The 18,170-nt window shown below is 67.5% G+C and carries 15 protein-coding genes and 1 pseudogene; 6 read left to right on the top strand and 10 right to left on the bottom strand.

What is annotated here, in order from left to right; all coding sequences use genetic code 11:
• Positions 1 to 419, bottom strand: a pseudogene (locus A5646_RS10830) (MFS transporter); the annotation flags it as partial.
• Between A5646_RS10830 and A5646_RS10825 the strand changes: the two are divergent.
• The gene (locus A5646_RS10825) at positions 307 to 558 is read left to right on the top strand and encodes a hypothetical protein (protein ID WP_067021664.1); all 252 of its coding nucleotides are present in this window, start codon (positions 307 to 309) and stop codon (positions 556 to 558) included. The pseudogene A5646_RS10830 and the gene A5646_RS10825 overlap by 113 nt on opposite strands.
• Before the next feature lie 18 nt (positions 559 to 576).
• Here A5646_RS10825 and A5646_RS10820 read toward each other — a convergent pair whose 3' ends face one another.
• The gene (locus A5646_RS10820) at positions 577 to 2,160 is read right to left on the bottom strand and encodes a glycosyltransferase family 39 protein (RefSeq protein WP_067021662.1); all 1,584 of its coding nucleotides are present in this window, start codon (positions 2,158 to 2,160) and stop codon (positions 577 to 579) included.
• A gap of 284 nt (positions 2,161 to 2,444) precedes the next feature.
• Here A5646_RS10820 and A5646_RS10815 point away from each other — a divergent pair, with 284 nt between their 5' ends.
• Positions 2,445 to 2,888: a universal stress protein gene (locus tag A5646_RS10815; protein ID WP_066861503.1), complete on the top strand. Its 444-nt coding sequence runs from the start codon at positions 2,445 to 2,447 to the stop codon at positions 2,886 to 2,888.
• A gap of 18 nt (positions 2,889 to 2,906) precedes the next feature.
• On the opposite strand, the gene A5646_RS10810 is transcribed toward A5646_RS10815, so the two are convergent.
• Complete coding sequence (locus tag A5646_RS10810; protein WP_067021661.1) at positions 2,907 to 3,584, bottom strand: MBL fold metallo-hydrolase; 678 nt, start codon at positions 3,582 to 3,584, stop codon at positions 2,907 to 2,909.
• A 142-nt stretch (positions 3,585 to 3,726) separates the two neighbouring features.
• On the opposite strand from A5646_RS10810, the gene uvrA reads away from it, so the two are divergent.
• On the top strand, positions 3,727 to 6,639 hold the full coding sequence (uvrA, locus tag A5646_RS10805) for an excinuclease ABC subunit UvrA (RefSeq protein ID WP_067021659.1): 2,913 nt from the start codon (positions 3,727 to 3,729) through the stop codon (positions 6,637 to 6,639).
• Between the two features lie 9 nt (positions 6,640 to 6,648).
• Here uvrA and A5646_RS10800 read toward each other — a convergent pair whose 3' ends face one another.
• On the bottom strand, positions 6,649 to 6,897 hold the full coding sequence (locus A5646_RS10800; protein ID WP_067021657.1) for a hypothetical protein: 249 nt from the start codon (positions 6,895 to 6,897) through the stop codon (positions 6,649 to 6,651).
• A gap of 280 nt (positions 6,898 to 7,177) precedes the next feature.
• On the opposite strand from A5646_RS10800, the gene A5646_RS10795 reads away from it, so the two are divergent.
• Positions 7,178 to 7,894: a hypothetical protein gene (locus A5646_RS10795; protein ID WP_066861493.1), complete on the top strand. Its 717-nt coding sequence runs from the start codon at positions 7,178 to 7,180 to the stop codon at positions 7,892 to 7,894.
• Positions 7,895 to 8,019: 125 nt separating this feature from the next.
• Positions 8,020 to 8,622 (top strand): bifunctional 2-polyprenyl-6-hydroxyphenol methylase/3-demethylubiquinol 3-O-methyltransferase UbiG, encoded by a 603-nt coding sequence (locus A5646_RS10790; RefSeq protein WP_066861490.1) that lies wholly within the window; start codon positions 8,020 to 8,022, stop codon positions 8,620 to 8,622.
• Between the two features lie 21 nt (positions 8,623 to 8,643).
• Here A5646_RS10790 and A5646_RS10785 read toward each other — a convergent pair whose 3' ends face one another.
• Positions 8,644 to 10,509 (bottom strand): bifunctional diguanylate cyclase/phosphodiesterase, encoded by a 1,866-nt coding sequence (locus tag A5646_RS10785; protein ID WP_067021655.1) that lies wholly within the window; start codon positions 10,507 to 10,509, stop codon positions 8,644 to 8,646.
• Between the two features lie 152 nt (positions 10,510 to 10,661).
• On the bottom strand, positions 10,662 to 12,053 hold the full coding sequence (locus A5646_RS10780) for a cytochrome P450 (protein WP_067021653.1): 1,392 nt from the start codon (positions 12,051 to 12,053) through the stop codon (positions 10,662 to 10,664).
• 247 nt (positions 12,054 to 12,300) lie between these two features.
• Between A5646_RS10780 and A5646_RS10775 the strand changes: the two genes are divergently transcribed.
• Positions 12,301 to 13,170 (top strand): class I SAM-dependent methyltransferase, encoded by an 870-nt coding sequence (locus tag A5646_RS10775; RefSeq protein ID WP_231998287.1) that lies wholly within the window; start codon positions 12,301 to 12,303, stop codon positions 13,168 to 13,170.
• Between the two features lie 42 nt (positions 13,171 to 13,212).
• Here A5646_RS10775 and A5646_RS10770 read toward each other — a convergent pair whose 3' ends face one another.
• The 4 genes from A5646_RS10770 to A5646_RS10755 form a co-directional block, all read right to left on the bottom strand.
• Positions 13,213 to 15,345: an Rv1355c family protein gene (locus A5646_RS10770; RefSeq protein ID WP_067021649.1), complete on the bottom strand. Its 2,133-nt coding sequence runs from the start codon at positions 15,343 to 15,345 to the stop codon at positions 13,213 to 13,215.
• A gap of 63 nt (positions 15,346 to 15,408) precedes the next feature.
• Positions 15,409 to 16,071 carry a TetR/AcrR family transcriptional regulator gene (locus A5646_RS10765; RefSeq protein ID WP_066882277.1) on the bottom strand — a complete coding sequence of 221 codons (663 nt, stop codon included), beginning with the start codon at positions 16,069 to 16,071 and terminating at the stop codon, positions 15,409 to 15,411.
• Positions 16,072 to 16,227: 156 nt separating this feature from the next.
• Positions 16,228 to 16,629, bottom strand: a complete 402-nt coding sequence (locus A5646_RS10760) for a DUF6653 family protein (protein ID WP_066882300.1) — start codon at positions 16,627 to 16,629, stop codon at positions 16,228 to 16,230.
• 23 nt (positions 16,630 to 16,652) lie between these two features.
• On the bottom strand, positions 16,653 to 18,125 hold the full coding sequence (locus tag A5646_RS10755; protein WP_197505164.1) for an alpha/beta hydrolase family protein: 1,473 nt from the start codon (positions 18,123 to 18,125) through the stop codon (positions 16,653 to 16,655).
• Positions 18,126 to 18,170: the final 45 nt, after the last annotated feature.

Raw genomic sequence — 18,170 nt, 5'->3', positions numbered from 1 at the left:
AAGAGCAGGTGCGCGGCCATCCCCTCGCCGCCGGTGGCGGTGTTGACGACGACGCCCGCCAATCCTGCGCCGATCGCCGCGGAGGTCAGCTGGACGGTGTTGATGGCCGCGGAAGCCGCGCCGCCTTCGGCCGGGTCGGCGACCGACGCCATCGCGCGGGCCGACAGGTGCGGCCAGGCCATCCCGATCCCGATGCCGGCGACGAGCAGCGCGACCGCCCACAGCGCGGCGGTGCCGGCCGACCCGTCGCCGCGCCGGGCCACCGCCCCCAATGCCAGGCCGGACGCGGCCACCAGCGGCGCCACCATGACCACCCACCCGATGGTTCGTGGGTTCTCCAGCGATGCGCTGACGATCTCGCTGACCGTCCAGCTGACCTCCGCGGCGATCGGCGCAGGATTGGCGGGCGTCGTCGTCAACACCGCCACCGGCGGCGAGGGGATGGCCGCGCACCTGCTCTTTACGGTGTTCACCGCGTTGAGCGCCGCCGGCGTGGCGGTGTCCTACGCCGCGACGCGCGCCACCCGCCAAGCCCAGCCGGTCGGCACCGGGCGTTGAGCTCGGTCGGCGGCGAAATCACCGCGTGGACTTGACAACCTGCGAGTAGTGGAATTGCCACCGTTCGACGATGTGGAAGCCGAGGTAGCCCGGGAATCGGTACGCCGGGGCGCGCCCGAACGCGGATCCGGGCGGTAGCGATGGGCCGGCTTGATGGTCCGGCAGCGAATTGTCCCTATTGGTGATCGTCCAGATCGCCGGGCATTTGTTGATTTTGGCGGTCGTCAGCCACACGGCGACGTGCCCGTCCCACAGCGATCCGACCTTCGGCCCGTAGACGCCGCGCTCGACGTCGACCAACGACCGGAAGGCCGCCGGCCGGGTGGCCAGCAGCGCGCGAATCGGCCCGGGCTTCCACGGGACGGTGTTGTCCACCATCAGGCAGTCGCCGGGGGCCGCGTGCGAGCTGATCAGATCGGCCACCTGGCTGTAGTCCCAGCCCTCCTTGGCATACGGCCACCGTTGCACGAACAGGTAATTCGGCACGGCGGCGACGGCGAACAACAGCACCGCGCCGGAGATCGGCCAGGGCCGGCGGGCGACGGTGACGATGCAGACGGCCAAGACGACGGCCATCGCGGGTGCGGTGAAGATCAGGTAGCGCGGGTAGTAGATCGGCTCGATGACGGCCGAATACACGACGACCAGCGCGGTGGGAATCACCATCCACGCCGTGGCGATGACCAGCAACCGGCGGAGGTCGCCGGCCGGGGCCGGCACGCCGGCCAGCCGGGTCGCGACCGCCGCGACGACCAGCACCGCGCCGGCGATCGCGAAGGCCACGCTGTGGTCGAAGTACTGGCGCAGGATGATGTCGAAGGCGTAATGCCAGCTGACGGGATAGATCCAGTTCACCTGCCACACCTGGTGGTGCGCGAACAGGATGAACGGCGTCATGGCCGCCACCGCGGCGACGGAGCCGGCGGTCCACCAGAGCGCCGGAGCTTTGCGCGCGCCCTTCGGGGCGAGCAGCGGCAGCAGGGCGCCGTACACCGGCACCAACAGCACCAGGTTGAGGTTGAGCAGGATCGCCAGCATCAACCCCAGCGCGTACCAAACCCAGCCGCGCGGCCGGTTGCGCCGAACGGCGGCGACGAACAACACCGTCAGCCACACCGCCGCGGCGGCCACGAAGGCGTACGGCCGGGCCTCCATGCCCGCCCAGGTGGTGCGCGGCAGGATGGCGAAGACCGCCCCCGCGCAGACCGCGGTGGGCCGGGTGGAGAACTGCCTGGTGAAGACCGTGACCCCGGCCGCGGCGGCACCGACGGCCAGCGAGCTCGGGAAACGCGACCAGAACTCGGTGGGCGGGAACAGGGCGAACCAGCCGTGCATCAGCAGGTAGTACGCCCCGTGGACGGCGTCGATGTGGCTGAGCAACCGCCACAACTCCGGCAGTGTCCGGCTCGCCGATGCCGATATCGTCGCCCCCTCGTCGAACCACAGCGACGGCCGACAGGCCCAGGCGGCGCTGACAACGGTGGCGAACAGGGCGATCGCGCAGGGATCCAGCAACTTGCCGCGCGTGCCCCCGGGCCCGGGCTCGGCGCCGACATCCCCGGCGCGCGGCTCGAGAGTGGGCTCGAGGGTGGGCATGGACATGATGGTTGTTACTTTAGGGCGCGGCTCATGTAACGGCTCACAAACTGCGCCCGGCGCATTCATTGTTCGTGCCGACATTGGCGAAAAGCGGCTTAATGCAATGCCTTCCACGGTGGCCGCACGCTTTTGATTGTTTCGCCATTGCCGATATTGTCCGTTGGCCCAGCCAGTGACCGCAAATAGCGGGCGCGCCACGCCGCGCGGTGTGGCTAATCTGCCTCCTGCGCAACGAGCAAACGCGCTACTGTCTTGGGTTGGCTGACCAACCGAAACTGGGAGGGTAAATGGGCGCCTATCGGACTGTGGTGGTAGGAACCGATGGCTCGGATTCGTCGATGCGCGCGGTAGAGAAGGCGGCACAGATCGCCGGTTCGGACGCCAAGCTGATCGTGGCGTCGGCGTATTTGCCCCAACACGAGGACGCCCGGGCGGCCGACGTCCTGCGCGACGAAAGCTACAAGGTTTCGGGGACCGCGCCGATTTACGCGATTCTGCGTGACGCCAAGGACCGCGCCCACGCCGCCGGTGCGCAAAATATCGACGAGCGCCCCATTGTCGGAGCCCCGGTCGACGCGCTGGTGCACCTCGCCGAGGAGGAACAGGCCGATCTGCTCGTGGTCGGCAACGTCGGCTTGAGCACGATCGCCGGCCGGCTACTGGGATCGGTGCCGGCCAACGTCTCGCGTCGGGCCAAGACGGACGTGCTGATCGTGCACACCACGTCCTAGCGTCTTGGGGCCGCGCGGTTACCAGCCCCGCTCGCGCCATTCGCCCAGGTGGGGACGTTCGGCGCCCAACGCCGTGTCGTCACCGTGGCCGGGGTAGATGACGGTGGAGTCGTCATAGACGTCGAACACCCGGGTGCTGACGTCCTCGATCAGCTGGGTGAAATCGCCGGGCTGCCAAGTCTTGCCGACGCCGCCCGGGAACAGGCAGTCGCCGGTGAACAATTGGGTGACGCCGCCGGTCGCCGGGCCGTCCAGGGCCAGCGCGATCGATCCCGGGGTATGCCCGCGCAAATGGATGACGTCAAAGGTGAGCTCACCGATCTGCACGGTGTCACCGCCCGACAGCAAACGGTCCGGTTTGACCGGCAGCGGCTCCGCGTCGATCTCGTTGGCGGCGGTCGGCGCGCCGGTGGCGGCGGCCACGGCCTCCAGCGCCTGCCAGTGATCGAAGTGCTGGTGACTCGTCACGATCAGCGACACCTTCGGCGCGTGCCGCCGGATCAGGTCGATCAGGACGTCCGCGTCGTTGGCGGCGTCGATCAACAGTGTTTCGCCGGTAGCGGAACAAGTGATCAGATAGGCATTGTTGTCCATCGGGCCGACCGAGACCTTTAGGATCGTGGCGCCGGGTAGGGTCCGGCGGGCCGCGGTGCCGGGGTCGACGTGTCCGGTGTAGTTGTCGTCCACTGCAGTCATACCGGTCACGCTACTGGTCAAAACTTGCTTGTCGGTATGGACACATAGCATGGAATGCGCCGTGCGCGATTCCGGTTCGGGATGCGCGCGGGCCTACCAGGAGGCCACGAGAAGTTGCCGGAAAGTTCTGAGAGGGGCAGCGTTGGCTGACCGTCTGATCGTCAAGGGCGCCCGCGAACACAACCTGCGCGGCGTCGATCTCGACCTGCCCCGCGACGCGCTGATCGTCTTCACCGGGCTGTCGGGTTCGGGCAAATCGTCGCTGGCCTTCGACACGATTTTCGCCGAGGGGCAGCGCCGCTACGTGGAGTCCCTCTCGGCCTACGCCCGCCAGTTCCTGGGCCAGATGGACAAGCCCGACGTCGACTTCATCGAGGGGCTCTCCCCGGCGGTGTCCATCGACCAGAAGTCCACCAACCGCAACCCGCGATCGACCGTCGGCACGATCACCGAGGTCTACGACTACCTGCGGCTGCTCTACGCGCGGGCCGGCACGCCGCACTGCCCGATCTGCGGCGAGCGGATCGCCCGGCAGACCCCGCAGCAAATCGTCGATCAGGTGCTGGCGATGCCCGAGGGCACCCGATTCCTGGTGCTCGCCCCGGTGGTGCGCACCCGCAAGGGCGAATTCGCCGACCTCTTCGAGAAGCTCAACGCCCAGGGCTACAGCCGGGTGCGGGTCGACGGCGTCGTGCACCCGTTGACCGACCCGCCGAAGCTGAAGAAGCAGGAAAAGCACGACATCGAGGTGGTGGTGGACCGCCTCACCGTCAAGGCCTCCGCCAAACAGCGGCTGACCGATTCCGTGGAGACCGCGCTGAACCTGGCGGACGGCATCGTGGTGCTCGAGTTCGTCGACCACGAACACGACGCGCACAACCGGGAGCAGCGGTTCTCCGAGAAGCTGGCCTGCCCCAACGGGCACGCGCTGGCGGTCGACGACCTGGAACCGCGGTCGTTCTCGTTCAACTCGCCCTACGGCGCCTGCCCCGAGTGCAGCGGCCTGGGCATCCGCAAGGAGGTCGACCCCGACCTGGTGGTGCCCGACCCCGAACGCACCCTGGCCGAGGGCGCGGTGGCCCCGTGGTCGACGGGCCACACCGCGGAGTACTTCACCCGGATGATGGCCGGGCTCGGCGACGAGCTGGGCTTCGACGTCGACACCCCGTGGCGCAAACTGCCGGCCAAGGCCCGCAAGGCGATTCTCGAGGGCTCCGACCATCAGGTGCATGTGAAGTACCGCAACCGGTACGGGCGCACCCGGTCCTACTACGCCGATTTCGAGGGCGTGCTGGCGTTCCTGCAGCGCAAGATGGCGCAGACCGAATCCGAGCAGATGAAGGAACGCTACGAGGGCTTCATGCGGGACGTGCCGTGCCCGGTGTGTGAGGGGACGCGGCTCAAGCCCGAGATTCTGGCGGTGTTGCTGGCCGCGGGGGACCGGGGCGCGAAGTCCATCGCCGAGGTCTGCGAGCTGTCGATCTCGGACTGCGCCGACTTCCTCAACGCGCTCACCCTGGGTCCGCGCGAGCAGGCGATCGCGGGGCAGGTGCTCAAGGAAATCCAGTCGCGGCTGGGCTTTTTGCTCGACGTGGGGCTGGAGTACCTGTCGCTGTCCCGCGCCGCGGCGACGCTGTCCGGCGGTGAGGCGCAACGCATTCGGCTGGCCACCCAGATCGGGTCCGGTCTGGTCGGCGTGCTCTACGTCCTCGACGAGCCGTCCATCGGGCTGCATCAGCGCGACAACCGCCGGCTCATCGAAACCCTCACGCGGCTAAGGGGTTTGGGCAACACGCTGATCGTCGTCGAGCACGACGAGGACACCATCGCGCACGCCGACTGGATAGTCGACATCGGCCCGCGGGCCGGTGAGCACGGCGGCAAGATCGTGCACAGCGGCACCTACAGCGAGCTTTTGGCGAACAAGGACTCGATCACCGGCGCCTACCTGTCGGGCAAGGAACGCATCGAGATGCCCGCCAGGCGGCGCCCGGTCGATAAGCGGCGGCTCACCGTCGTCGGCGCCCGCGAGCACAACCTGCGCGGCATCGACGTCTCGTTCCCGCTCGGCGTGCTCACCTCGGTGACCGGGGTGTCCGGATCCGGCAAATCGACGCTGGTGAACGACATCCTGGCCGCGGTGCTGGCCAACCGGCTGAACGGCGCCCGGCAGGTCCCCGGCCGCCACACCCGGGTCACCGGGCTGGATCATCTGGACAAGCTGGTGCGGGTGGACCAGTCACCGATCGGTCGCACGCCGCGATCCAACCCGGCCACCTACACCGGGGTGTTCGACAAGATCCGCACCCTGTTCGCCGCCACCACCGAGGCCAAAGTCCGTGGCTATCAACCGGGCCGGTTCTCGTTCAACGTCAAGGGCGGCCGCTGCGAGGCGTGCACCGGCGACGGCACGATCAAGATCGAGATGAACTTTTTGCCCGACGTGTACGTGCCGTGCGAGGTCTGCCACGGCGCCCGGTACAACCGGGAAACCCTGGAGGTGCACTACAAGGGCAAGACCATCTCCGAGGTGCTGGACATGTCCATCGAGGAGGCGGCGGAGTTCTTCGAGCCGATCACCGGCATCCACCGGTATCTGCGCACCCTGGTCGACGTGGGGCTGGGGTATGTGCGGCTCGGCCAGCCCGCACCGACGCTGTCCGGCGGCGAGGCGCAACGCGTCAAACTGGCCGCGGAGCTGCAGAAGCGCTCGACCGGGCGCACGGTGTACATCCTCGACGAGCCCACCACGGGACTGCATTTCGACGACATCCGCAAGTTGCTGAAGGTCATCAACGGCCTTGTCGACAAGGGCAATACGGTCATCGTCATCGAGCACAACCTGGACGTGATCAAGACCTCGGACTGGATCGTCGACATGGGGCCCGAAGGCGGTGCCGAGGGCGGAACCGTTGTCGCGGAAGGCACTCCGGAGGACGTCGCCGCCGTGCCGGAGAGCTACACCGGCAAGTTCCTCGCCGAGGTGATCGGCCGGAGCCCGGCGGCATCGGGCGCCCCGCAGCGATCGAACCGGCGTCGCAAAGTCACCGCCTGAGCCCGCGCGTCAACTGTTCTCGGGCTTCATCGCGTCGCGGATCTGGGCCAGCCGCTCGGCCGCGGCGCGCCGGCGTTCGCCGTACTGTTCCGAGACCGAACGGCCCTCGGCTGATTCCGCATCGAGCTCGGCGGCGCCTTGCGCCGTCGCGTAGCGGGCCTCGATCTGGTCGCGCACCGACTCGAAGGTCGGCACACCGGAGTCGTCGTACTCCGGGCCGGATCCGGCGGCGCCGGAAGTGGTGGGTTCGTCGGGCATGCCGTCACGGTACTGCCACGAGCGGCCGAAATGTCGCAGCGTCCGTGGGCGGGGCCGCAGTGCCGAAATCGGCCCCGGGGCACAGTGGCAAGCCCGCTGTGTCAAAACAAATGCGAGACAAGCTCGATATCGCAACATCATTGGCCGCGCAGTGCGGCCGTATTCGGCCGTTTATGTCACAATCCCCTTGGTTAATTTGTCGCGAGTCGAATTAACAAATGGCTCAAGACCCGTTCAAAAAAATTACTCGGTAGTAACCGCAAATAGGTGGAGGTCACGGATGGAAGCGGCACAACTCACGGGGATCGGGATTGACGCCCCGTGGTCGGACACCGGGTTCGGCTGGCGCGATCACGCGACGGGATGTTGGGTCACCGCGGCCACGCCGCAGGCAGAGCCCGTGCTGTGGAATCAGTACCTGGACGGCGCGCTGGACAGTTATCGGCGGCACGGGCTGGAGTGGGTGCTCGACGTCGACCAGATTCGGGACGGCGCCGACACGGCATTGTTTTTTGTCGTGCTCGATCCACAAGGGCGGGTGGTCGGAGGCACGCGGGTGGTAGGGCCCCTGCGCTCGCCGGAAGACTCCCACGCTCTCGAGGAATGGAAAGGCAATCCGGGACTTCCCTTGCTGCGCCATATGATTTCCAACCGGCTTCCGTTTGGCGTCGTGGAGGTGAAAAGCGCGTGGACCAATTCTCGCGAATATGGCAATCGGGCGCTGTCCACGGTGCTGGCGCGTACCGCGCTGCCGATGATGACGCTGTTGGGCGTTCAGTTCGTGATGGCCACCGCGGCCGCGCACGTGCTCGAGCAGTGGCAGTCGTCCGGGGGCGTCGTGGCCAACCGGGTAACCGCGGCGGCGTATCCCACCGACGACTACCGGACCAAGGTGATGTGGTGGGATCGCCGCACCCTTGCCACACATGCCGAGCCCGGACAATTCAAGCTGATGTGCGCCGAGAACGCCGAAATCCTCAGCCGCATCTCGGCATAGCACGAAATGACGTGGTGCCGAGGCGTTCCCGGTTGCCCGCGCAAGTGTGCTGGGTCGCGGCATCCCGCCGGTGAAACCGGGAAGGCGATGTCGGGCCGGTTGGCGCGAATGTCATCATTGCGGCTATGGCTTCTCGACACACGCGATTTCGGTTCTTCTACCGGATCGGCTTCACGCCGTGGGAGGGCCACCCGATCGGCCAAGGTCTGCGGGATCTCGTCGAGGGAACTTCAGACACGCCCGCGCTGCCCACCGGGCGGGCCCTCGACGTCGGCTGCGGCACCGGGGACTGCGCCGTCTACCTCGCCCAGCAGGGCTGGCAGGTCACCGGGGTCGACTACGTCGCGAAACCGCTCGACAAAGCGCAGGCGAAAGCCGGCAAAGCCGGTGTCGCGGTCGACTTCGTGCGCGCCGACGTGACGCAGCTGAGTCAGTCCGGGATCGGAACAGGCTTCGACCTGATCGTCGACAACGGCTGCATCCACAACATGAGTGGCGCCGACCGTGACGCGTACGTCCGGGAAGTCGGCGCCGTGGCGGCACCCGGCGCGCGGCTGTTCATCGCCGCGTTCCCTCCCGGGGGCCGATTCGGCGTGCCGGGCATCGGTCACGCCGAGATCCAACAACGTTTCACGCCCGACTGGACGCTGTTGTTCACCGGCGACGAGCAGGAGCTCGACGACCGGAAGACCCCGGCGTATTACTACCTGCTCCAATATCGCGCCTGAGCGCCCGCGCGTTCGGCGGGTTTAAACCGCGTTCCCCGTTCCCGAGAACCGGGTGGTGGAGAAGTTCATCGGTATGGCGCGCTTGGCCAGGAGCGACTCCATCGCCGTGCTGTCAAGCGGGCGGGACAGCAGAAACCCTTGTGCGCGATGGCATCCCAGGCCGAGCAACCTCTCGGCCGCCGCCACGGATTCCACCCCCTCGGCCACGACGTCGAGCCCGAACGCGTCGGCCAGGGCCATCGTCGAGCGCACGATCGCCAGGTCGCCGGCGTTGGTGTCCAGGTTCTGGACAAACCCCTTGTCGATCTTCAGCGAATCGACGGGCAGAGATTTCAGATAGGTCAGCACGCTGTAGCCGGTGCCGAAGTCGTCGATGGCGATCTGTACCCCGACGTCCTTCAATCCGAACAACGTCTGACGTGTGGCGTCGATATCTTGGACCACAACGCTTTCGGTGATTTCCAAACAGACGGTGCTGGGATCGAGCCCGAACTCGTCGAGGGTGGCCGCGACGGTGTCAACGATACCTGCGGTGACGAGCTGCACGGGGGAGACGTTGATTCGAAGCACCGTGCCGTTGCCGACACCGTGTGACCGCCAGAGCCCGAATTGCGCACACGCCGAGCGCATTACCAGACGCCCCAGTTTGGCACCGAGGTTGATCGATTCCACGACCTGGATGAACGAATCGGGCATCAGTAGCCCCAGAGTGGGGTGTTGCCAACGGATCAGCGCCTCGGTGCCCAGGATCTTCCCGGTGCGCATGTCGAACTCCGGGAGGTAGTGCAGGACCAATGCGCCGCCACCGCCCTCGATCATCCCTTCCAGGTGCAGCTCGATGTCGTTGCGGATCATGTCGGTTGTCGACATTTCCGGGCGGAAGGTCGCGACGTTGTTCCCGCCGGATGCCTTGGCCGACCGGGTGGCCTGGTCGACCCGCCGGAGCAGGTCCGACGTGGTCTCGTCCCCGGGTACGCCGGTCGCGACGCCGATACTTACGGTGCGACTGAGCATCTCACCGTCGATGGGGATCGGTAGGTGGACCCGCTCGTGCAGCGAGCTTGCGAACGTTTCGGCGGCCTCGACGTCCATGGCCCCGGCGGGCACGATGCCGAACTCGTCGCCGCCGAAGCGGGCGATGACGGAGGGAATCTCGGTGGTCTCGCGCAGCAGCGCGGCGAACTTCTCGATGAATCGATCGCCGGCGTCCTGGCCGAGGCGACCGTTGATGACCTTGAAGCGGTCTATGGCGAGGAACACGACCGAGACCGGGCCGGGCTGTCCCTTCGCGAGCCGGTCGTCGAGGTAGGCGATGAGCGCCCTGCGGTTCAGCAGTCCGGTGAGTTCGTCGTGCTCGGCGAGGTAGTGAATTTGCTGTTCGGCGACGACGCGGGCCTGCAGTTGCGCGAACAGGGCGGCGATCGCCTGTAGCGCGTTGAGTTCTTCGGATAGCCATTCCCGGTCGCCGAGCTTGCCGAAGGCGAGCGTGCCGGTGGTGACGTCGCCGGACAGCAGCGGAACGGCGGCCAGCGAGACGGCGGGAGCTCCGGTGCCCTCCTCGATCCGGTGCTGGTAGTCGGCGTTCTCGGGCTCGGGACGGACCACCTCGGGCACCTTGAGGTGTTCGGTCCGCGCGAAGATCGAGTCGGCATCGGCGAAATACACCAGACCGATCGGATCCGGGTCGGCGTTGCGTGGCGGGAATTCGGCGATGAGGCGCGTCGCGCGGATGGTGTGGTCGTTGTGGCGCAGGAAGCTGAAGTCCACCCCCAGGTCGCGAACCAGGTTGCCGAGCACGCGTTGGCTGATCGCGGCAGAGTCCGCCACGGTGGCCGCCATCAACTCGGCGGCGGCAGCGGTGACCAGGTGGTCCAGTGTGCCCGACATTGCCCTAACCGTAGCGGTAACCGGTGCGCTGCGTTTGGCATTGCATAGGGCGTCTAGCAATGATTCGCTCACGTTGACGGGCAAGTGTGATCAAGGCCGCATGAGCTCGGCGACGATGCGGTGTCTCGACGATCCGACGCGGCGCAAGGGCGTTAGCTGGGCGGCGAAACGGGCTGGCGTCGCGGTCGAATGCGAGCGGGGACCGGACCGCCGGCGATCATGGTGAAATGCAGTGCGAGCGGAAATTCGGCATCCAGAGAGCGGATTTCGGCTCGGCGGATGAGGGTTGCCAAGGCGAGTGTCACTTCGAGCATGGCGAAATGGTCGCCGATGCAGGAGCGCGGTCCGCCACCGAACGGCAGGTATTGCCACCGATCGAGCGCCTTGAAGTTCTCCGGACTGAACCGCTCGGGGTCGAACCGAAGTGGATCCTGCCAAAGTTGCGGGTCGCGCTGTACGGCCATCCGCCCGACGATGAGCATGGTGCCCCTCGGCACCCGATAGCCGGCCACCGCGACGTCGCGGGAGGCCATGCGCGTGCCGGTGGGGGCCGGCGGGCACAGGCGAAGCGACTCCCGTATCACCTGCATGGTGAATCCGAGCCGGGGCAGGTCGTCGGACGTCAGCGGCCGATCCGGTAAAGCCGCAACCTCGGCCGCCACCCGCTCTTGATAATCGGGGTGGTGTCCCAAAGCCCACAGGGCATAGGTCAAGGCCGTCGTGGTGGTGTCGTGGCCGGCGAACAGGAACATGACCAGCTCGTCGCAAATCTCCTTATCGGTCAACCGCTTTCCGGTCACCGGATCCTGCGCCGCGATGAGCGCGTGGACCAGCGGTGCGACTCGTGTCGGATCGGAGCGACAGTCTCGCAGGATCTCCTGCGTCAGAGCGTGCAGTTTGGCGCTTGCCGCTCGCGCGCGCCGCCGCGCCGGTGTGGGCAACCAGCGAGGCGCACGAAGCGGATTGGTCGCGCGCCTGACCGCGTAGGCCAACGCGACCCGCAGCGGCTCGACAACCTCGTCGGCCCGCTGTTCCAGGTCGAGTCCGAGCACCGATCGGCCCAGTGCGCGCAACGTTATCGTGCGGCACTCGGCGTCCAGATCGATGACGGCACCGTCCTGCCACCCCTCGCTCACCGATTGCGCCGCCTGCTCCATGTGACCGCCGAACTCGCTCACCCGCTGTTTGGTGAACACCGGCTGTAGGGTGCGCCGACGTGACTTCCATGGCTCGAAGGGAAGATCGGTGAGACTGGCGCCGATGATGTGGCGCACCTGCTCGAAGACGGGTGTGGTCTTGTCGACGGAATCGTCTTTGGTACTGAGGATGTCGCGGATGGCTTCCGGAGACGTCGCAAGCACCATCGGCGGCATCAGCCATCGCGGCCCCAAGGTGAAAAAGCTCACCCGGCCGCCGGCATCACGCAGCCTTTCCGTCCCGGTGCTGAATTCGCGCACCGCCGCGAGGCGCTGGCGAAAGGGCATCGGGTTCACCGGCGGCAGGGGTAAGCACTTGATTTCGTCACTCGCCAGGGCCTGAACCACGCCTACCTCCCGCGGATAATGATGTTGCCTACGCCGATCCGGTAGGACCGCGCAGGCCACAAGCTTGCCGGCCCCCGCTGACCGGACAAGTATTCCAGCACATCCGTTTCGACGCGGCGAATTCACCGGGCTGCCAGTGAAATTGCAGGGACGGGTTGATAATCATGTACGACAGATCGGCCCAATGCTCGACCGTCGCCAGAACCTGACCCGTAATCGGTGACGCGGACTCCATGAAAGGTTGAGGGTGAACAGAATTCGGCCCCTGTGGCGGATGCCCGGCATCGTCTTGCGTGAGCGGTCGCATCCGGCAGGGCGTGAGCGTGTTCCTGAGCCGATGGTGGTGGACGATCCGGAGTCCGTTGCCCAGTTTCACACCGGTGGCGGATCCAACCCGGGGATGCTCGCGGTCTACGACTTGTGCGCTCGGGCGCTTGATGCGCTGCTGCCGCCCGACGGCCACCTGCTGGACCTCGGCGTCGGTTCCGGCCGTGCGCTCAGCGCCGTGCTGCGCCGACGGCTCGACGTTCGGGCCACCGCCGTCGATCTCGCCCCGAACATGCTGTCCACGGCGCGGCAGCTGTTCGACGCCGAAGGCCTGGGGGACCGCGTCGAATTGCGCCAGGAGGACATCACGGCGCTGCCGGAGCAGATTTCAACGCGTCCGTGGGACGCCATCTCCTGCATGTGGACCCTGCATCAGCTACCGGATTTCGACACCTTGCGCGGCGCCCTCCGGCAGATCGCCGACCTCCAACGCCGCAGCGGTGCGGCAGTGTGGATTTCCGATTTTCAGCGCCTGCGGGACCCGGCGGCCGCCCCTAAGATGCTCGAGATCGCCGACCCCGCCTCGCCGGCCGTGCTGCGCCAGGACGCCATTGCAAGCGAGGCGGCGGCGTTCACCATCGCGGAACTGTCGACAGAGCTCGCCGCAGCGGGACTGCACGAAATGCATTGCGGCCACTCGACACCCGTGCCCTATCTGCAGGCGTACTGGACATTCGGGTCGCGCGGCGAACCGCACGGCGTGACCGGCACGCGGGACCCTGGGTTGCGCGGTAGGGCCCGCCGCGAGTCGGCGTTGTTGCGATGGGGATTCACGGCGAAGCCGTTCTGAGGTGCTGTGGCGCCGATGCGCTCGCCGCGCGAAGGCGGCGAATCAGAGGCCTTGAGTGCGGACCCGGCTCGGGCTGCGGCGACTGGACACCGACGGTGGCGGCGCGGTGGTCAACCGTAAGGCCAGCACGATGGATTCTTCGGGAGCGGTCGCGGTGAGGCGCACGAAATCGTCTTGTAATCGCGCCAATTCGCCGGCGAAACCGGCCGACAACTCGTGCAGATCGGCAGCATTTCGCGCGTGCAGGAAGACCGGTGACAACGGCCGGACGGCGAGGCCTTCCCGCTGGGCAACGATCCATACCGCCTCGACGGCCGACCCGCCGCGGACGTAGTCACCAAGGCGACTTCCGGTCACGGTCAGCACCGCCAGCGCCGAGCTGCCGAGGACTTCGTCGCGCATGCCGTCGCCCAAGGCGCTGCCGGCGTTCCATTCGGCAAGGTAAGCCATGACGTCGGGGCGGCGCACGATATCCATCAGCGCCAGGTCGCTGGCTTCGAGTTCGAGGGAGCGTACGTCGATACCGGTGTCGGGGTCGGGATCCCCAGGCCAGCGCAGCTCCGAGACCATCTCGGTGTGCAGTTGCCGCGTCAGGTACCGGATGCGGTCGGCCGCACCGAAAATCGTTGCGGCCCGCGCCAGGTCGGCTCGCTCGGTGAGTAGGTGCAGACGCGCGCCCTCGCCCTCGGCGGTGACGGTGAGCAATTTGGCCGTCTGATCGTCGAGCGGTTGTGGGATTCCGCGATGACGGTTGGTCTCGCGCGCGAGCATCGGTTCGTACAGATCGGCCAGGGCGGGGTCGTTACCGTTTCCGAAGTGCATCGTGGCCCGTACCGGAGACCCGGCTGCGTCTTCGGAAACGCTCACCGGTCCGAGCATCCCACGGGCGGCGGCGGCGATCCTGACGTTGTACAACGCGGCCCCCACCGCGACAGCGCTGCCGCGGAAGCCCACGTCCATCGTCGAAGTATGTTCCGGGGCAACGCTTATGGTGAGGCTGGTCGGTTGCGCGTCGATGCACCACGGCTGGCTGTTTCCCCCCGAGGGGGCGCGCATCGCGGCGGCGACAATCGTGTCGTCGAATGCGGATGCGGCCGGGTCGCTTCCCGGTTCGGTGTCTCGCGCGGGGTGAAGCTGGGCCGTCTCGACTTCGTCGAGTTCGTCGAGCGCCGCGCCGGTGTCGATGCGGCACCGGCCGGATCTCAGGTTCTCACCCAATCCGATTCTGCGCACAGCCTCGGCCATCGCCGCAGCGCCGACGATGACATCGGATGCCAACTGCGGCCACGTCGACAGCGATCGGTCGATCTCGATGAGCGACGCGGCGGTGCGGGGCGAGATGTGCTCGGCTTCGTCGTAACGCAGCATGTGCGGGAGCTTCTCGCGGGTGCTCATGCCGGCCACTTGCTCGATATCGAGCTGATCCAGCAGCCCGTGCATGACCGGGCGCCCAGGGTTTTGATCGAAGCGTTCGACGTCGACCCGCCCCCGGTCGCTGGTCGCCATCAACACGGGGATTCGCCTGTCACGGGCCGCCATCCGCAGGGCGATCTTCATGTCGAGCGAATCGCACTCCTCGATGACGATGTCCAGTCCGTCCAGAAAGGCATCGATGGTGTCCGCGGTGATCCCGGCATCGAACACGTCCACCGCCAGGTAGGGATCGAGCTCGGCGATCCTGCGCGCCGCGACCTGAGCTTTGTTCAATCCGAGGTCGAATACGGTGGCCGGCACCCGATTCAGATTCGACAGTTCCAAGTGATCGAAATCCGCCAGCCGCAGGCGGCCACACAAGCCCTGAACCGCCAAGGTATGCGCGATGACATGGCCGACGCTCAGACCGGCGACGCCGATCGTCAGTGAGCTGAGTTTGGTCTGTTCCGCCGCGGTGATGTTGTTTCTGTTGCGATCAAGTCGTAGCGCCCGAAACCCGCGCGGCCCCAGCACCGCAACGGCGGCGCGCCGCCACGGGTAGTACGCCCACCGGGCCCCTTCGTCGAGCAGCGTCGAATCCGGCGGTGGGCGCAGGCCGCGCAGATTGGCCAGTTGCGCGTCGAGCCGGTCGACGATCTCGACGGTGGGATCGGCTCGCAGCCGCTCCAGTATCAGACGGTCGCCGGGTTCATCGATGTCGAGAATCTGCGCGCTGTACGCGGTTACCGTGCGCTCGTCCATGGTGTTTCGTGTATAGCACCTGACCGGCGCGTCGGCCGCGGTAACGCGGCGGTTGGCCGCTCGTCAAGCGGTCACGCCCTCGTCCCGCGACTCCGTGTCCTCGAGGAACTGCCCGCGCCGAATCAGGCTCGTGACCGCGGCGTCCCAGCGTCGCAGCTGTGGCTCGCTGAAGAACGCCTCACCCAGATAGAGCTCGATATAGGGATGCAGAATGATCGCGCCGATGCGCAGGATGAGCGGATTGAGCGCCCCCCAGTCGGGATCGAGGTCTCCTCGCAGCTTGCCCTGCTGCCCGAATTGTTCGCCCTGGCCCGCGCTGATACCCACCAGCCCGGTGAAGATGACCGAACCCAGTGCGCCGCCCTCGGCGAGCGCACGCCCGAGATAGGTCATCACATCGGGACGTTCGACCATCAGTGCGGTCAGCCGGCGCCCCGCCTCGTTGAGGCTGTCGGCGGCCGGCTCGGACGGCGTATCGGCTGCCAATGCCTCGCTCACCGTCTGCAGGACGTACTGATCGACGGCGGCGCTCAGCGCGGCCTTGGTGCGAAAGTGGTGCTGTATCAGCCCAATCGACACGTCCGCGGTTTCGGCGACCGCGCGCAGCGTCGTGGCGGCGATGCCGCGAACGGCAAAGCAGCTCAGCGCGGCGTCGCGAATGCGCTCCTTGAGCGACGGCTCCGCTGGCGGGGGCGGGTCATAAGGAAACAGCCGGGTGGGTCCCACGGCCGGACAATACACCCGTATCGCATCCCGGTACGAAGGTATCGGACCACCATATCCGCGCATCGTCACCGCGCCTGCGTTCCGCCCGACCATGGGCGCGGCCACCCGCCTGCCCTCGTCGACGAACGGCGTTCCCGCGCACCAGGTCCCGCGACCCTACTGCGACCGCCGCTCGAGGTAGCGAACCATCTGTTCCCAGTACACCAGCGTCAACGTCATCTGCAGGGCCACGGCGATCAGCGCCGGTCGCAGCCGACGCCGGCGTGCGGCCAGCGCCGCGCCCACCGCGGCCGCCGACGACGCCACGCTGACCACCATCGCCGCGTCGCGGGGCCGGCGGGTGATCCACAGCTCCTCGCCCAGCATCGCCCGCGTCGACCAGGCGTGCTGTTGCGCCGGCTTGCCGAACACCACCGGATTCACCGCCAGCCACAACGTAATCCAGGCCGCATGGCGCCATCGTCGCGTCCATATCGGGACCAGGATCAGCGGCGTGCTCGCCCACCGGGTCCATGCGCTCAGCGGATGGCAGTGCCGCGCGAACACCGCACGCCGCACGCGCGCAACCGGATACACCGGCGCTATCGCTTGGAATGTTCGGCCGGAACGACCACCGGGGCGCCGGCGCCCGGCGCGGATGCGGCGGGCAACGGGGTGCGCGGAATTCCCGGCGTGCCCAGCTCCCCGGCCAGCCAGGGCAGCGAGGCCGCGAACACCCGGTCCGCGAACGGCCAGTCGTGCTTGCCGGGCTGCGGAACCACCGCACAGTCGATTCCGTTGGAGCGGCCGATCGCGCACAGCGAATAGGCGGCCGCCGTCTGATTGCCGGGATTGGCGGCCGCCTCGCGTCCGGCGAGGCGGATGGCGCCGCTGTCGGCCAGCTGCAGGTCGCGGCGCGGCGGCGGGCCGTCGGACGAGATCGCGAACCAGCCGGCCACGTCGCGGTATGGCCCATGCCGGGTGATCACCGTGGTCGGGTCGAAAGCCGCCCAGGCGTCGGCGTTTCCGCCGAACAGCCTGGCGATGGTCTGGGCCTTGCTGCCGGCGTTGGGGAAGAAGTCACCGGCGACGTCGACGAACGCGCTGAACAGCTCGGGGTGCATGACGGTCAGGTCGACGGCGCAGGTGCCGCCCATCGACCAGCCCGCGACGCCCCAGTTGGACCGGTGCTGGCTGACCCCGAAGGTCGAAATCATGAACGGCACAACGTCTTTCGTTAGGTGATCGGCGGCGTTGCCCCGAACCCCGTTGACGCATTCGGTGTCGTTGTTGAACGCGCCGCCGGAATCGACGAACACCAGCACCGGCGCCTTGCCGTCGTGTGCGGCCGCGAAGTCGTCGATCGTCTTGACCGCGTTGCCCGCCCTGGTCCAGTCGGCGGGTGTGTTGAATTGCCCGCCGATCATCATCACCGCCGGCAACGCCGGCGGCGGGGTGGTCGCGAACCATTCGGGCGGCAGGTAGACCAGCTCGCCGCGGTGTTTGAAGTGCGACCCGTCGGACGGGATCGCCACCGGCACCACGGTGCCGTGCGGCGGCCGGATTCGGCTGGCGGCCATCGCGGTAACGGTGGCCTGATCGGTCTGATCGGGCAGCGGCCCCGAGGTCAGCTGGCTCCACGCCGACTGCACGGTGGGGAAGTAGCCGACCCACAGGTTGAGCACCAGCGCCGCGCTGAGCAAGCACAACGGTACGGCCAGCACCGCGGCGCCGCGCCGCCAGCGGCGCGCGGTGCGCCAGCCCAGCACCAGCACGGCCGCCGCCATGCCGGTCAGGGCGATCCACAGCCACAGCGCCGCCGGTGCGGGGTCGTCGGAGAGCCCGCGGTCGACGATGTACCAGTGCGTCAGGTAGGCGGCGACCCCGCCGGCCAGCGCGGCGGCCGGCAGCCACACGGTGCGCCAGCGGCGCGACCGCCAGCCGACCGCCAGGAGCAGCACAATCGCGGCGAGCACCTGGATCGTCGCCGGCACCCAGCCATGCATCAGCGAGGTGTGGCTACTTGCCAGGACCTGCGCCGCGGCGCTGTCCGTCGGGGCTGTCACGTGAGTCATTGTGATCTAAAGTTAATCGGCCTGGAACAAATTCACCGAATGTTC

The sequence above is a fragment of the Mycobacterium sp. 1245499.0 genome (assembly GCF_001673615.1).
Lineage (GTDB): Bacteria > Actinomycetota > Actinomycetes > Mycobacteriales > Mycobacteriaceae > Mycobacterium > Mycobacterium europaeum_A.
The sequence above is the reverse complement of the archived record's forward strand: the minus strand, read 5'-3'. Positions and strand labels throughout refer to the sequence as shown.